Below are 14,308 nucleotides of genomic sequence, written 5' to 3'. Positions count from 1 at the left end.
GATGCCGTTCCCCGGAAGGACTATGCCTTGAGTACAGAGGGACATCCGCTGGGACGGGGCTTCCGGGCTGCGCATGAACACGTTGCCCATCCCGGACCAAGAGCCGGAGCGCGGCGCCAGCATCGCGCGGGAGTATAGCGGGATTGTGCGCAGCAACGAAGCCGGAAGAGGCGTTCGACCCGCCTGAACTCAGGTGCCGGCGGGCACTGATTTCGGGCGTCGACTGCGGGCTGAACGGATAGGTATGTGCAAATGCCAGGCACAAAGTAAAAACGCCCCAGAAGGGGCGTTATTACCAAAGCTCTGGCGGAGACGAAGGGATTCGAACCCTTGAGACAGGTTTTGCCCGTCTGCTCCCTTAGCAGGGGAGTGCCTTCGACCTCTCGGCCACGTCTCCATCACGAAGGCGGGACTATATAGACTCCCTGCCTCGCGGTCAATTTCAGTTCACGATATTTTTCGATCACGCCACGGAATCGAGTTCGAAGGCCTTGTGCAGCACGCGCACAGCCAGTTCGAGGTACTTCTCCTCGATCGCAACCGAGATTCTGATTTCGGACGTCGCGATCATCTGGATATTGATGCCCTCCTCGGCCAGCGCACGGAACATCTTCGACGCCACGCCCGGATGCGAGCGCATGCCCACGCCGACAACGGAGACCTTGCACATGGTCTTGTCAGCCGAAATCGCTGCCGCGCCGACATGCGACCGCACACCTTCGAGCAGGGCCATGGCCTTGTCGAGGTCGGCGCGACCGACCGTGAAGGAGAGGTCGGTGCAGCCGTCCTTGCCGACGTTCTGGATGATCATGTCCACGTCGATGTTGGCCTCGGCAACCGGGCCGAGTATCTGGTACGCAATGCCCGGCTTGTCGGGCACGCCCACGACGGTGAGCTTGGCTTCATCGCGATTGAAGGCGATGCCGGAAATGACGGGCCTTTCCATGGTGCTGTCTTCCTCAACGGTAATGAGCGTGCCCTCGCCTTCTTCCTCGAAGCTCGACAGGACACGCAGCCTGACCTTGTACTTGCCAGCGAACTCGACTGAACGGATCTGCAGCACCTTGGAGCCAAGACTGGCCATCTCCAGCATTTCCTCGAAGGTGATGGTGTCGAGCTTGCGGGCCTCGGGAACGATGCGCGGATCAGTCGTATAGACGCCATCGACGTCGGTATAGATCTGGCACTCCTCGGCCTCGAGTGCAGCGGCCAGTGCAACCCCGGTGGTATCCGAGCCACCGCGCCCGAGCGTGGTGATGTTGCCTTCCGCATCCACCCCCTGGAAGCCCGCCACGACCACGACCATGCCTTGCGCAAGATCCTTGCGAATGGACGCTTCATCGATGCTCAGGATGCGCGCGCGGGTGTGGGCGCTGTCGGTCAGGATCTTAACCTGGCCGCCGGTGTAGCTCTTCGCCCTGATGCCGATCTGCTGCAGCGCCATGCACAAAAGGCCGATCGTGACCTGCTCCCCGGTCGAAATGACCACGTCGAGTTCACGCGGATCCGGATTCGAAGAAACCGCCCTGGACAGCGCGATCAGCCGGTTGGTCTCACCGCTCATTCCCGACACGGTAACCACCACCTGATGCCCCTGTTTACAGAACTTCGCCACCCTGCGGGCAACACTCCCGATGCGCTCAGGCGTACCCATCGACGTGCCGCCATACTTCTGGACTATCAGGGCCATCTTTGTACCCAAGTACCTGTCGGGAAAGGGCTTGATTCTATTCGATGCCGGTCGTTTTGCAGAACTGCAACAAATCCGGGGGTTTGTACTCTTATGGATTGTGGTTAACCCCGATTCGTGATTTATCACCGTTGTATATTTGACTGGGCTTGATCTATACTCTGAACATCCTACAACTTAAGTTGTAGGAACCACATACAGACAAATTCAGTCTCAATATATGTCTGACAACTCGACAAAGGACAAAGTCATGAAAAACTCCGATACCCTTGATGTACGCGAAATTCGCCGCAAGCTCGGCCTCAACCAGTCCCAGTTCTGGTCCAAGATCGGTGTCACCCAGAGCGGTGGTTCCCGCTATGAGAGCGGCCGCAACATTCCGCGCCCGGTTCAGGCCCTGCTGCGCCTGGTTCACGTCGAACAGATCGACATCAACAAGGTCAAACGCGACGACGTGGATGTGGCCGAGTACCTGAAGGCCAGCAACCCGGAGCTGTACAAGACCCTAAAGAAGGAAGCCAAGGCCAAGCGCAAGGCTGGTTAATGGTCGGGAGTGCCGCCCGCAAGCCGGGCGCATGCATGAATCAGGGGCTGACGCGAACCGTCAGCCCTTTTTCCTTGATGCGAGCAGCGATCGCTTCGAGTTCATCGAGCGTCAGCGCCGAAAGGTGGGATGCCTCGGGTTGCCTCGACTCGCGCGCGATGCCGTACAGAAGCACCCCCTGCAGATTTTCGATGCCTGCCGCCGTCAGCACCTCGAGATAGGCGTCGATGTCATGCCTGGACGGCAGTTCGCCGTCCCAGCGGAACATGCAGGTCTGAACCCAGGTCGGACAGCGCGCGGCACACAGCGCCAGGTGGCGGGAAATAGCCTCGGGCTCGAGACGCACGCCGTTGATGCGCTCGATAGCGTCAACGTCGCCCCCATCGACCTTGAACCAGACCTCACCGTTCGCCGCTGCGAGCCGACTCACCCCCTCCTGCACCCGCGCCTGCGCCATCAGGCTGCCGTTGGTGATCAGACGCACAGGAACGCCAGCCCCCAGTCCGAACTCGTCATGCAGGCGTGCCACCAGCGCGACCGCTTCGGGGAACTCCGCCGCACTGGTCGGCTCGCCGTTTCCCGAAAACGCGATGTCTCGGATCTCACGCAGCCCCTCGGGCGCATTGTGCTCAAGCCAGTCGCCGTGCACCAGTACGTTGAGGAAACCGCGCAGCTCCGACTCGAGTTGCGCGAGATCGATCTCCGGCGCCTTGCCACGCACCAGGTTCGGCACCTGGCAGTAGGCACAGTGCCAGTTACAGGCGTTGTTGGGATTCAGGTTGATCCCGATTGAAACCCCGCCCGCACGCCGGGACAGCACCGGATAGACATAGGTCAGTCCGGCGAGCTCACGGTCATGATTGTGGATGGTCAGGATCTGCGAGGTCGAAATCATTTTGGGCTCAGTAAGTTGCGTTCGCACGGACAGCGGGAGCGGATTCAGGCAAATGCTATAATCCGCCGCCTTTCAAGCGAGGTTAACCATGCGCATCACCCGTCGTCTCGAATTCGACGCTGGACACCGGATTCCGGATCACGCCAGCCAGTGCCGGCATCTGCACGGTCATCGCTACGCGCTGGAGGTGACGCTGTCAGGTAACATCATCGACGCCGCAGGACAGGCGGTCAACGGCATGGTGATGGACTTCGCCGACGTCAAGAAAGTTGCCAACGAAATGATCGTCGACCGCTGGGACCATGCATTTCTGGTGTACCGCGATGATACCCAGGTGGCCGCGTTCCTTGCCTCGATGCCGGGACACAAGACCGTCACCCTCGATGTTGTGCCGACCGCCGAGAACCTGGCGGCCGAGGCCTTCCGCGTTCTGGACGGTGCCTATCAGGACGTTTATGGAAACCAGCTCCAGCTCGAACGCGTAAGGCTGTACGAAACGCCGAACTGCTGGGCAGACGCGGTACGCGGCGAGCGCTGAGCCGAAACACGGGCGGCGCAGCGCACTCGCTGCATTCAACAGCAGAAAAGCAAACGGGCGGATAATTTCCGCCCGTTTGCCTTATGTCGTGTCAGATTGCGTAGCGTCGCAGCCGCATGGAGAAGTCCTGCAGTTGCTGGATGCCGCTCTGCTCGGCGCGCTCGATCCAATCGTGCAACTGCTTGAGCAGCTGCTCATGTGTCGCGGTGGAACGCGCCCAGATTGCGGCCAGCTCCTCACGCATGGACACCACGGTGGCGAGGGCCTTGCTGTCGCCGATCACCTCCGCAAGCTGTGCTTTCTGCACTTCGCACAGGTGTCGCTCTTCACCCGACAGGACCCAGCGCCGCAAGGCGCGGGCGTCGAACTTGCCTGCATGGCTTTTCTTGAGACGCTCGATTTCCTCGCTGCAGGTGTGCTTGAGCGACTGCATGTAGCGCGTCATCACGTCATAACGGTGGGTGATGATGGCCTGCAGGGTGTCGAGATCGGGCTGATGCTTGGCGTCGCTGAACTTCGGCATCGGGATGACCTTCTTGGCCTTGGCCAGGCCCAGGATCTCGAGAATGCGGATGTACATCCAGCCGATATCGAACTCGTACCACTTCGCCGACAGCTTGGCCGAGGTGGCGAAGCTGTGGTGGTTGTTGTGCAACTCCTCGCCGCCGATCAGGATGCCCCAGGGCACGAGATTGGTCGATGCGTCGGTGCAGTCAAAGTTGCGATAACCGATGTAATGGCCCAGGCCATTGACGACGCCGGCGGCCCAGATCGGGATCCACATCATCTGCACGGCCCAGATCGTCAGACCAATTGCGCCGAAGGCCACCACGTCGATGATCAGCATCAGCGACACCCCGACCACGGAGCGGCGATAGACGTTGCGCTCGAGCCAGTCGTTGGGCGTGCCGTGGCCGTAGCGTGCAAGGGTTTCCTTGTTGTCGGCCTCGATCCGGTACAGCTCGGCGCCTTCCAGCAACACCTTGCGGATACCGCGTGTCTGCGGGCTGTGCGGGTCTTCGGGCGTTTCGCATTTGGCGTGGTGCTTGCGATGCACCGCAGCCCACTCACCCGTGACCATGCCGGTGGTCAGCCACAGCCAGAAGCGAAAGAAATGGCTTGGCAACGGACTCAGTTCAAGCGCGCGGTGAGCCTGATGGCGATGCAGATAAATGGTGACTGACGCAATGGTGATGTGGGTCATCACCAGCGCGACAACGACATAGCCCCACCAGGGAAGCTCGAAAAGCCCGGAATACATTCTTTAGAAATCCTTGTACAAGAGAAACCTGTGCGCCCGCGACACTACACGAGCCACAGCAAACCACCAAACAGTGGCCTTGCCGGCATTCAGACCGGCTCTGTTAACCCTTCGACAGCGGGCGCGGGAGAAAGTGGCGGGAGCAGACGCACTTCTCGCTGCGGATACGGGATACCAATGCCCGCAGCCTTGAATCGGCGCCACACTTCCATGTTGATCTCGGAGGTAATGGCTAGCGTACCCTCCTGCGGGTCTGCAATCCAGCACCCCAGCCGCAGGTTGATGCCATTGTCGCCGAAACCCGTCAGAAAGGCCTTCGGTGCCGGATCGGCAAGCACCCGCGGCTGCGCACCCGCCACGGCAACAAGAATCGCCAGCGCCTGATCGAGATCCGCATCGTAGCTCACCTGAAACACGAGCGGCAGCGCCACCTGGGTATCGCTGAACGTTTCATTCTGCACCACCGAGCTCACCAGCACTTCGTTCGGCACGATGGATTCGATGCCATTCGGCGCCCTGATCACGGTATAGCGGGTGGTGATCTCCTTGACCACGCCCCGCTCGGCGCCAACCGAGATCAGGTTGCCGATACGCAATGAGCGATCGATCAGGATGATGAAACCCGATACGTAGTTTGCAGCGATCTTCTGCATGCCGAAACCGAGGCCGACACCAAGCGCGCCGCCGAACACCGACAAGGTGGTGAGGTTGATGCCAACCATCGGCAAGGCCACCAGAAACGCAACGAGGATCAGCAGTGCGCGCATCACCCGCGTCAGCACCAGGCGGACACTGGCATCGAGCCCCGTCGCGCCGGCCAGCCGGCGCTCGAGCACGCCAGCGAGCCACATCGCGACGAGCAAGGTGAGCAAGACCATCGTCAGACCCTTCATCAGGGTCCAGGCCGACAGCTTCTGCCCGCCAAGGGTAACGGACATCGAGTCCAGCCCTTCGATGACCTCGGGCAGCCACCCAAGGATGTAGAGCGCAACCACGCTCCAGGCCAGGGCCGAGACAAACCTCTCCAGCGCACCCAGCCAGCTCGTGCGACCGACTGCCTGCCGCAGGGCAAATACGACGAAACGGATCACCGCCAGCGAGGTCAGCAAGGGCACGGCCAGGTCGAGCAGATGGACGGGCTGATAGCGCGCAAGCACTGCCCGTGCAACGACGACCAGCAACAAGGCGGTGAGGGGAAACAGCACGCGCTTGGCGCCATGCTGCCCGAAGCGCCGCGCGGAGTTGAGCGGCTCGGGATCGAGCTGCAGCAGACGGCGATCCCAGGCCTGCTGAATGAACCAGCCCACAACGAGGGCACAGACGATGACGGCGAGCTGGCGCAGCATGGCGGCCTGGCCGAGGCCCGACCAGGCTCGCGCAATATTGTCGGCCAGGGCGACCAGATTCGGACCTTGCTGCATGCTCACGGTTTCCAGGGCAGGCGCCGGACGGGCGTCGCTTCGGCGCGATGGCGCCGCCAGTTGTCACGGTAACTGCGTGCCAGCGGGCAATGCGCACGCATCACCAGCAGATTTTCCGCGTTCCGGTTGTTGGCCGACCAGGTGAAATTGTATGAACCGGTCACCACAGTGCAGCCCGGCCCTTCCGCGTCGGCAATCACGACCTTGTTATGCGCTGCGCGGTAACGGGTCTCGAAGGCGACCGGCACCCCGCCCGCGAGCAGGCGTGGCACGGCATTGCCGCGCTCGCGCCGGTTCATGCCGGCGTCGGCGAGCACCTCAACGCGTACACCACGTTTATGGGCGGCCACCAGCGCATCGGCAAACGTGCGACTGGTAAAGGCATAGGCCTGCACCAGCACGCTGTGGCGCGCCTTCCTCACCACGTCTAGCAACAGCTTCTCAGGATCGTCCCAAGGCGAGAAGGCGAGTTCGATCTCGCCCTGCGCACGAAAGGTCTGCGAAGCGGATGCGCTGCCTGCCAGCGCTACGAGCAGAAACACCTGCGACACCGCCAGCGCCACGCGCCGCCAGCCATCAGGCATCGGCAGCGTCGGGCACTGAAGACTGGCGCTCGAGCACCGCGGCAAAGAAGCCGTCGGTATTGTGCTCGTGAGGCGACAGGCGCAGACGTTCGCCGGTGGCCAGGGTCACGCCCTGACGCTCGAGCACTTCCTGGGCGGACACGGCCTTGAACGCCGGGTTTGCAGCCAGGAAAGCGTCGACCACGGCGTCGTTTTCTTCGGCGAGCAGGCTGCAGGTTGCATACACCAGGCGGCCGCCGGGGCGCACGAGCCGGGCCGCAGCGGCAAGGATGGAGCCCTGCTTGACGACCATTTCATCCACCGACTCGGGCGTCTGGCGCCACTTCAGGTCGGGATTGCGGCGCAGGGTGCCTAGCCCGCTGCAGGGTGCATCCACCAGCACGCGGTCGGCCTTGCCTGCCAGGCGCTTTACCTTGGCATCGTTCTCGTGCGCGATGAGCACCGGATGGACGTTGGAAAGCCCCGAACGCGCCATCCTCGGCTTGAGCTTGGCCAGACGCTTCTCGGACACGTCGAAGGCATACAGGCGCCCGGTCGAACGCATCATCGCACCCAGCTGCAGGGTCTTGCCGCCAGCACCGGCGCAGAAATCCACCACCAGTTCGCTGCGCTTGGGCTGCACCAGCAAGCCAAGGAGCTGACTGCCTTCGTCCTGGACCTCGAAGCCACCTTCAAGAAACAGCGGGTACTTCTGCAGCGCGGGCTTGCCCGCAAGCCGGATACCTTGCGGCGACATCGTGCAGGCTTCCGCAGCAAAACCATCCTCGTTCAGCTTCGCGAGCACGGCATCGCGGTCGGCCTTGAGCACGTTCACCCGCAAATCGAGCGGCGCCGGCCGGTTCAGGCTGTAGGCAAGCTGCAGCACCGCTGCTTCGTCGTAACTGGCGAGCAGGCGCTCGGTCAGCCAGTCAGGCAGGTCGGCGCGCTCGGCAACCGTCCCCTCGTCCAGCGTGGCCGACTTGATGGACTCGATCCAGTCGCGTTCGGTGGCCGACGCGAGACCTTCGAACTGGCGCATCGGCCAGCCTTCGCCACGTGCCAGCCAGGCCAGCAGCAGCTGACGCGGGGTTGCAGTGGCGCCGGCAATACGACGCAGCCAGCGCAGGCGGCGCACGATGCCATAAACGGTCTCGGCAATGAAGCCGCGGTCGCGGTGACCGAGATCGCGATTCTCACGAAAATGCCGCGACAGGACCGCATCGGCGGGGTGTTCGAAAGACAGCACGGTGCCGAGCACCTGTGTGGTCTGAATGATGAGACCGCGCGAGATGGCCTCGGCTGCCTTGACTGTTTTCTGCATGATATCCGTTCAGTTCGTATAAAGATTGGCCAACGGTTCTGTCGGCGCTTCTTCCTTGAGTTCAATACTGTCGACCGCACCTGCGGTCTCGCTCGCCTTTCCGTCCGGCGGTGCAAGCCTGAGCTGCACGGCTTGCTGGTCGAGCACTTCGCCCTTGTCGTCCACCATCCTGATGCGCACCGGCAACATGCCGTAATTGCGCGCCAGCCAGATGTCTATGGTCAATACGCCGGTCTGCGCCTGCGCCCTGACCCGCAAGGTTTCGAGCCGCCCGATCGGCAGGCTCAGTCCTTCGTCCCCGACTGCTTCGAGCAGTGCAGGCGTGGCTTCCTTGTTGCTGACCACCATGATCTCACGCGGCAGCCCTGCGGTACCGACGATACCGATCTGGTGCCACAGACTGAGCACATCCTGATCGCCGGTCTGCAAGGCTGCGTTGCGACGCTCCCGCTCTCCGCGCCGGATGCTCACCTTCGCATTGTCCCAGTCGAACAGGGCACTTTCCAGTTTCTTGCCCTTCTGCGCAACGGTGAACTGATTTGGCCTGAGCCCCTCCGGCCCCAGTTCACCTTCGCTCTTCTGCACGTAGTGAAAACCGTGGAGCAAGGCCGCCAGCCCGGTCGTTTCGAGCGTGACCTGCATGCGGTAACTCGTATCGTCATGAAACCAGTCATGACGCGCTTCACCCACCTGCAGGCCGGCCGAGCCCAGATAGACGCGATATACGATGGCACCGTGTGCGGGCCAGCCGTCGAGCGCGAACGACTCACCCAGGTCGGGCTCAGCGGACTCGGCTTCAGGTGCAGCTTCGGCTTCGGCGAGTTCAAGCGGAGGCTCCAGCGCCCCAGGCGCCACTGCCTGCTCAAACAGCGGCTCGGGCGCTGCATCGCTGATCACGTCGGTCGGCGGGGACAACGCAGCAAGCGGTGCGAAGGCCGGCGGCGCCTGCTTGCGCGCCGGCGGGACTGCAGGCGCTGGCGCAGCCACCACCGCGGGTGCTGTCGTGACCGGCACCGCGACCGTTCGCAGCGCTGCACTGAGCGTCTGCGCCGTTTCGGGCTCAGGGTCAGCCCAGTGCCAGCCCTCGCCCGCAAGCAGCGTGCCATGGGCCAGCACAGACAGACCCAGCGCCGCGATGAGGCCTCGATCGATCATGAGCCGGCCGTCCTCAGCCTGCCACCTGCTCGACTGCGGGCACTGCGCTCGGGGCCACGGCGAAGTCCGCATCGGCAACACTGACGCGGGCATCGGCACCCAGTGCAATCCGCCCCTCGACAAACCAGCGCACGGCCTGCGGATAGATTCGATGCTCCTGTTCGAGCACGCGCGCAGAAAGTGTTGCCTCGTCGTCGCCGGCGTGCACCGGCACGACGGCCTGTACCACGATCGGTCCGCAATCCAGCGTCGCTGTCACGAAATGAACGGTCGCGCCATGCACCCTCACCCCGGCTTCAAGCGCCCGGCGATGCGTGTGCAGCCCCGGAAAGGACGGCAGCAGTGACGGATGAATGTTGATCAGGCGCCCCTCGTAATGACGAACGAAGTCATCAGTGAGTACCCGCATGAACCCTGCCAGCACGACCAGATCGGGCTGATGCGCGTCGATTGCGGCAGCCAGCGCGGTGTCGAAGCCGGCACGGTCGGCATAGGCCTTGTGGTCGATTGCCACGGTGGCAATGCCGTGCGCAGCGGCAAAGGCAAGCCCCGCCGCATCGGGCCGGTTACTGATCACGGCTGCAATGCGGGCACCCGGTATGGCGGCCCGCACAATGGCTTCCATGTTGCTGCCGCGACCGGAAACAAGAATAACGATGGACTTCATGATCCTCGAAGGGGATGGCGGTGTATTCAATACACCGGCAGGAATACTGCAGTTGCAAGGTTCTGGACCACTCGGGTGACAGTACGTTCGGTCTTTTCCTCGACCACGTCGGAAAGCGCTTCGAGCAGACCGATCACACGGCCGAAATCGCGCTCGAAACTGAGATTGGTGACGTCCCCCATCTCATTCGACAACAGCAGCAGATGACCATCCGCGCCGGTTGCGTTGCCCAGTTTCCAGGCTGCAATCTCGACATTGCGGGCCGCATTGTAGAGGTGCTGGGCGTCAAGATCATCCAGAAGATAAAACTCCTCACGATCGCCGAAGGCCGACTGCACCATGCTGGCCAGTCCGACAATGTACGCCTGAACCCGGTCGCCGCGATAAGCGGGGTGCAGGGCAACCGTCAGCGCATCGAGATCGCGCCGGTAACCGAGCGACTCCAGACGCCAGCCGTGCGGCTCGTCGAAGATATGCGAAACCGCCGCCTCCATGCTGCGGGCATCGGACTTTCGCCATTCACGCGGATTGCGCTTGTAAAGCTTCTCCGCCAGGCGCCGCAGACTGATGAAAATACGCTGCTGATGCGCTTCGGCGAAGCGATTGAAGTCCGTTTTTACCAGATGCTGCGCCGCAAATCCCGGCAAGCGCCCGGGCTTTGGCCCCGTACCGGGTGACGAACAGGCCATCAGGCCGGCGACCACCATGACCAGCAGCAGACAACGCCAGCGCTTGCGCTCAGCAGCCATTCACCCTCCAGCGGGGGTTCGCACCCCGGGTCGTATTGAATAGTTTCGGAGCAAATCATACCGGATCGGGCGCGCTCGCACGCCAAACCCCCGCGTGCTGGCTGATGGCCGCACGCCCCGTATAATCCCCGGTCCAACCCCGTTCGTTGCAGCGACCCTGTCCGCACATGCCCTCAATACATCGCCTTTCAGACCTCCTCGTCAACCAGATCGCCGCCGGCGAGGTGGTGGATCGCCCGGCCTCAGTGCTCAAGGAGGTTCTCGAGAACGCGGTCGATGCAGGCTCGCGTGCCATCGAGGTGCAACTCGAACAGGGCGGCGTGCGCCGTATCCGGGTCAGCGACGACGGCTGCGGCATCCAGCAGGACGAACTCGCGCTCGCGCTCGAGCGTCACGCCACCAGCAAGATCGCCAGTCTCGACGATCTCGAACGGGTTGGCACCATGGGTTTTCGTGGCGAAGCGCTGGCGGCGATCTCGGCCGTTGCGCGCACCACCATCACCAGCCGCGCCGAGGGCGCCGGACATGCGTGGCGTATCGACGGCGACAGCGGTGAACTCACGCCTGCGGCACTCAACCAGGGCACGGTAGTCGAGGTCGCCGACCTGTATTACAACACCCCGGCGCGGCGCAAGTTTCTCAAGAGCGAAGGCACCGAGTACGCGCATTGCGACGAGATGTTCCGTCGCGTCGCCCTCGCCCGCCCGGACGTCGGCCTGCAGCTTTCGCACAACGGCCGGGTGGTGCACCGCCTGCCACCGGGCGAGCCGATTCGTCGCGTCGGCACCCTGATGGGTGACGACTTTCTCGAGCACGCGCGCGAGGTGCGCGCCGAGGGCAGCATTCTTTCACTGGGTGGCTTTGCCTCCCTGCCCGCCTATTCGCGCAGCAGCCGCGACGCCCAGTACTTTTTCGTCAATGGCCGCTACGTGCGGGACAAGCTGCTGACGCACGCGGTGCGTCAGGCCTACACCGACATCCTGCACGGCAGCCGCCATCCGGCCTATGTGCTGTTTCTCGAACTCGACCCTGCGGGTGTGGATGTCAACGTCCACCCGGCCAAGATCGAGGTCCGTTTCCGCGATTCGCGGGCAGTCCATCAGTTCGTGTTTCATGCCGTCAGCCGGGCGCTGGCCGAATCCGGCGCCGGACGGGCGCTCGACGAACCGCTTTCCGCCGAAACCTCCGTCCCTGCGCAATCGGTGCAACCCGCGGCGCACTCGACTGCGCAGACACCAAGCCCCTACGGCCGGCCGCCGGAAAGCGCCTGGAACCGCCCCCCGGTGCAGGGGCAACTGGCGATGGACTCGGCCAGCCGGGCCTACTTCGACTTTGCAGCGAGCGCACGGCCCGCACCTGCGGGCGCGGGCGCAGATGCGCCCCGGTCATCGTCCGCGCCCGTCGCCCCGCCGCCCCTGCCATCGGGCGACAATGGCGCGCCGCTGGGCTATGCACTGGCGCAGCTGCACGGGGTCTATATCCTGGCCCAGAACGCAAACGGCCTGATCCTGGTCGACATGCACGCCGCCCACGAACGCATCCTGTACGAAAAGCTCAAGACCGTGCTCGATGGCACGCCGGCGGTACAGCGCCTGCTCATTCCCGCCGTATTTTCCGTCAGCGCAAAGGACATGGCCGCAGCCGACGAGTGCGCCGACGTCCTGTCGCGCATGGGATTCGAGATCGCCCCCGCGGGGCCGCAGGAGCTTGCGGTTCGCAGCGTGCCGGCGCTGCTGGCAAACGCGCCGGTGGCCGAACTCCTGAGAAAGCTGCTGGAAGAACTGCGCGAATTCCCCGCATCCGACGTGGTCACGGCGAGGCGCAACGAGCTGCTCGCCACCATGGCCTGCCACGGGGCGGTGCGCGCCAACCGCCACCTGACGCTACCGGAAATGAACGCCCTGCTGCGCGACATGGAGGCAACCGAGCGCGCCGATCAGTGCAACCACGGCCGCCCGACCTGGACCCAGCTGACGATGTCCGACCTCGACCGCTTCTTCATGCGCGGGCAGTGAGGGCACGCCACTACGCTGCGGCCCGCCACCTCGCTGTCAGGCGCGATACAGGACGATGCCCGCCACGACCGCAATGACCGTTGCCCAGCCGAGGCGGTCGATGTAGCGCTGGAGCATGGCCTCCATCCGTTCCCCGCCCCAGGCCATCAGCCCGGCCACCATGAAGAATCGCAAGCCGCGCCCTACCAGCGAGGCCAGGGTGAAGGGAATCAGGGCCATGGAGAGCGCACCGGCGGCAATCGTGAACACCTTGTACGGAATCGGCGAAAAGCCAGCGACGAAGACCGCCCAGAAGCCCCATTCGTGGAACCACTCGACTGCGGTCGAATAGCTCGACCAGTAGCGACTGGCGCGCAACCAGGGCTCAATCATTTCGAAGGCGTAGCTGCCGATCACGTAGCCCAGCAACCCACCTGCCACCGATGCGAGCGTGGTGATGAGCGCAAACCACAGTGCCCGGCGGGGATTGGCGAGACTCATCGGCGCCAGCATCACGTCGGGCGGAATGGGAAAGAATGACGACTCCGCAAAACTGAGCCCGCCCAGAAACCACGGCGCACGGCGGTGGCGCGCCCATTGCATGGCGCGCTGATAGAGCGGCGAAAATATCTTCACGAAAAGTCCTCGAAATCCGGCGACGCAGCACGGGCCGTAAACGGCCGCCATGATAGCTGGTTGGCAAGAAAGTTATTGCACTGGATGCCGCGGCGCAGCAATCAAGGCCGGCGCTCCGGGCGCTCTTCGCTGCGGGACGCATTGCCGGCTTCCCTGCGACCTTCCCCGCCTTCGTCCCGTTTGCGCGCGGCATCGCTCTCGGCGCCACGCCGGCGCTCGCCCTCCTGCGCCTCCCGGCCGCCCCGCTGATCACGACGCGATGCCCGCTCCGACCCCTGATCGCGCCGAGCACTGCCAGCATCCCGTGCCGCATCCCGGTGCAAGGGTCGGACGGTCGGCATCCCGGGCAGATGCGGAAACGGGCGCGGCGACACCACAATGTATCGCTTTCCGGCGGGTTCGCCGTCGTCGCTGCAGGGCTCCCGGTAGCGCGCCTCGCACTCGGCTTTCAGTTGCGCGCGCTCAAGCTCGCGCGCCTGCTCCGCCGCCTCCGCGTCGAGACGCAGCTGGCGTTCGGCTTCGAGTTCGCGCTCCAGCCGATCCAGACGCGATTCCGGTGGCGGCGGGAGCGGTGCAGGCGGCAGAACCGGGGCTGGCACCACCGTCAGCCGGCCCCGGCCTCCGACCGGCTCCGCGTCCACGCCCGGTGGCGGCATGTTGCCGTAGTTGATGCGGCCTTCGCGGTCCTTCCAGCGAAACACCTCGGCGTCGTCCGCGCACGCCGAAAATGCCATCAGAATTCCCGCACCGAGCGCCAGCCAATTGCGGTTCATTACCCTCTCCGCGCCATGCCTGCCCTTTCCTACACGGCAGGAGCCTCCAGCTTACTGCAGCAGGCGTCCGCGCCGGCGCACAAAGCGCAACAAGGGATTGC

Annotated in this window: 14 protein-coding genes and 1 tRNA gene; 3 read left to right on the top strand and 12 right to left on the bottom strand. The window is 63.6% G+C overall.

The annotated features are described in order from the left end of the window. Positions 1 to 304: 304 nt before the first annotated feature. Together AC22G6_RS03720 and AC22G6_RS03715 are read right to left on the bottom strand one after the other, a co-directional pair. Positions 305 to 397: transfer RNA gene (locus tag AC22G6_RS03720), tRNA-Ser, on the bottom strand. A 66-nt stretch (positions 398 to 463) separates the two neighbouring features. Further along, positions 464 to 1,690: an aspartate kinase gene (locus AC22G6_RS03715; RefSeq protein WP_487365662.1), complete on the bottom strand. Its 1,227-nt coding sequence runs from the start codon at positions 1,688 to 1,690 to the stop codon at positions 464 to 466. Positions 1,691 to 1,940: 250 nt separating this feature from the next. Here AC22G6_RS03715 and AC22G6_RS03710 point away from each other — a divergent pair, with 250 nt between their 5' ends. Next, entirely contained in the window at positions 1,941 to 2,234 is a 294-nt protein-coding gene (locus AC22G6_RS03710; protein WP_108951297.1) for a helix-turn-helix domain-containing protein, read from the top strand. Positions 2,235 to 2,274: 40 nt separating this feature from the next. On the opposite strand, the gene AC22G6_RS03705 is transcribed toward AC22G6_RS03710, so the two are convergent. Beyond that, the gene (locus AC22G6_RS03705) at positions 2,275 to 3,129 is read right to left on the bottom strand and encodes a radical SAM protein (RefSeq protein WP_487365661.1); all 855 of its coding nucleotides are present in this window, start codon (positions 3,127 to 3,129) and stop codon (positions 2,275 to 2,277) included. Between the two features lie 88 nt (positions 3,130 to 3,217). Between AC22G6_RS03705 and queD the strand changes: the two genes are divergently transcribed. After that, positions 3,218 to 3,667 carry a 6-carboxytetrahydropterin synthase QueD gene (gene queD, locus AC22G6_RS03700; protein ID WP_108949016.1) on the top strand — a complete coding sequence of 150 codons (450 nt, stop codon included), beginning with the start codon at positions 3,218 to 3,220 and terminating at the stop codon, positions 3,665 to 3,667. A gap of 91 nt (positions 3,668 to 3,758) precedes the next feature. On the opposite strand, the gene AC22G6_RS03695 is transcribed toward queD, so the two are convergent. From AC22G6_RS03695 to AC22G6_RS03665, 7 genes are all read right to left on the bottom strand, one after another. After that, positions 3,759 to 4,928: a DesA family fatty acid desaturase gene (locus tag AC22G6_RS03695; RefSeq protein ID WP_487365660.1), complete on the bottom strand. Its 1,170-nt coding sequence runs from the start codon at positions 4,926 to 4,928 to the stop codon at positions 3,759 to 3,761. Positions 4,929 to 5,017: 89 nt separating this feature from the next. Next, complete coding sequence (locus AC22G6_RS03690; RefSeq protein WP_487365659.1) at positions 5,018 to 6,349, bottom strand: mechanosensitive ion channel family protein; 1,332 nt, start codon at positions 6,347 to 6,349, stop codon at positions 5,018 to 5,020. Between the two features lie 2 nt (positions 6,350 to 6,351). Then, the gene (locus AC22G6_RS03685) at positions 6,352 to 6,933 is read right to left on the bottom strand and encodes a phospholipase D family nuclease (protein WP_487365658.1); all 582 of its coding nucleotides are present in this window, start codon (positions 6,931 to 6,933) and stop codon (positions 6,352 to 6,354) included. Next, positions 6,926 to 8,233, bottom strand: coding sequence for an RsmB/NOP family class I SAM-dependent RNA methyltransferase (locus AC22G6_RS03680; protein ID WP_487365657.1), 1,308 nt, complete (start codon positions 8,231 to 8,233; stop codon positions 6,926 to 6,928). Before AC22G6_RS03680 ends, AC22G6_RS03685 begins: the two co-directional genes overlap by 8 nt. 9 nt (positions 8,234 to 8,242) lie before the next feature. Beyond that, entirely contained in the window at positions 8,243 to 9,388 is a 1,146-nt protein-coding gene (locus AC22G6_RS03675; protein ID WP_487365656.1) for a DUF3108 domain-containing protein, read from the bottom strand. 13 nt (positions 9,389 to 9,401) lie between these two features. Next, complete coding sequence (purN, locus tag AC22G6_RS03670) at positions 9,402 to 10,055, bottom strand: phosphoribosylglycinamide formyltransferase (protein ID WP_487365655.1); 654 nt, start codon at positions 10,053 to 10,055, stop codon at positions 9,402 to 9,404. 26 nt (positions 10,056 to 10,081) lie between these two features. Next, a complete protein-coding gene (locus tag AC22G6_RS03665; RefSeq protein WP_487365654.1) occupies positions 10,082 to 10,804 on the bottom strand; it encodes a hypothetical protein in 723 nt (240 codons plus the stop codon). A 167-nt stretch (positions 10,805 to 10,971) separates the two neighbouring features. Between AC22G6_RS03665 and mutL the strand changes: the two genes are divergently transcribed. Beyond that, the gene (gene mutL / locus AC22G6_RS03660; protein ID WP_487365653.1) at positions 10,972 to 12,819 is read left to right on the top strand and encodes a DNA mismatch repair endonuclease MutL; all 1,848 of its coding nucleotides are present in this window, start codon (positions 10,972 to 10,974) and stop codon (positions 12,817 to 12,819) included. Between the two features lie 36 nt (positions 12,820 to 12,855). On the opposite strand, the gene AC22G6_RS03655 is transcribed toward mutL, so the two are convergent. Continuing rightward, on the bottom strand, positions 12,856 to 13,434 hold the full coding sequence (locus tag AC22G6_RS03655; protein WP_487365652.1) for a YqaA family protein: 579 nt from the start codon (positions 13,432 to 13,434) through the stop codon (positions 12,856 to 12,858). 101 nt (positions 13,435 to 13,535) lie between these two features. Beyond that, complete coding sequence (locus AC22G6_RS03650) at positions 13,536 to 14,207, bottom strand: DUF4124 domain-containing protein (protein ID WP_487365651.1); 672 nt, start codon at positions 14,205 to 14,207, stop codon at positions 13,536 to 13,538. Positions 14,208 to 14,308 lie beyond the last annotated feature (101 nt).

It is taken from the genome of Parazoarcus sp. PS-13 R2A (assembly GCF_057621855.1).
The sequence above is the reverse complement of the archived record's forward strand: the minus strand, read 5'-3'. Positions and strand labels throughout refer to the sequence as shown.

What these genes read in the sequence shown, in the direction of transcription:
- queD (WP_108949016.1), top strand. Translation starts at nt 3,218, where the DNA reads ATGCGCATCACCCGTCGTCTCGAATTCGACGCTGGACACCGGATTCCG.
- AC22G6_RS03685 (WP_487365658.1), bottom strand. Translation starts at nt 6,933, where the DNA reads ATGCCTGATGGCTGGCGGCGCGTGGCGCTGGCGGTGTCGCAGGTGTTT.
- AC22G6_RS03665 (WP_487365654.1), bottom strand. Translation starts at nt 10,804, where the DNA reads ATGGCTGCTGAGCGCAAGCGCTGGCGTTGTCTGCTGCTGGTCATGGTG.
- AC22G6_RS03690 (WP_487365659.1), bottom strand. Translation starts at nt 6,349, where the DNA reads ATGCAGCAAGGTCCGAATCTGGTCGCCCTGGCCGACAATATTGCGCGA.
- AC22G6_RS03715 (WP_487365662.1), bottom strand. Translation starts at nt 1,690, where the DNA reads ATGGCCCTGATAGTCCAGAAGTATGGCGGCACGTCGATGGGTACGCCT.
- mutL (WP_487365653.1), top strand. Translation starts at nt 10,972, where the DNA reads ATGCCCTCAATACATCGCCTTTCAGACCTCCTCGTCAACCAGATCGCC.
- AC22G6_RS03650 (WP_487365651.1), bottom strand. Translation starts at nt 14,207, where the DNA reads ATGAACCGCAATTGGCTGGCGCTCGGTGCGGGAATTCTGATGGCATTT.
- purN (WP_487365655.1), bottom strand. Translation starts at nt 10,055, where the DNA reads ATGAAGTCCATCGTTATTCTTGTTTCCGGTCGCGGCAGCAACATGGAA.
- AC22G6_RS03675 (WP_487365656.1), bottom strand. Translation starts at nt 9,388, where the DNA reads ATGATCGATCGAGGCCTCATCGCGGCGCTGGGTCTGTCTGTGCTGGCC.
- AC22G6_RS03680 (WP_487365657.1), bottom strand. Translation starts at nt 8,233, where the DNA reads ATGCAGAAAACAGTCAAGGCAGCCGAGGCCATCTCGCGCGGTCTCATC.
- AC22G6_RS03695 (WP_487365660.1), bottom strand. Translation starts at nt 4,928, where the DNA reads ATGTATTCCGGGCTTTTCGAGCTTCCCTGGTGGGGCTATGTCGTTGTC.
- AC22G6_RS03705 (WP_487365661.1), bottom strand. Translation starts at nt 3,129, where the DNA reads ATGATTTCGACCTCGCAGATCCTGACCATCCACAATCATGACCGTGAG.
- AC22G6_RS03710 (WP_108951297.1), top strand. Translation starts at nt 1,941, where the DNA reads ATGAAAAACTCCGATACCCTTGATGTACGCGAAATTCGCCGCAAGCTC.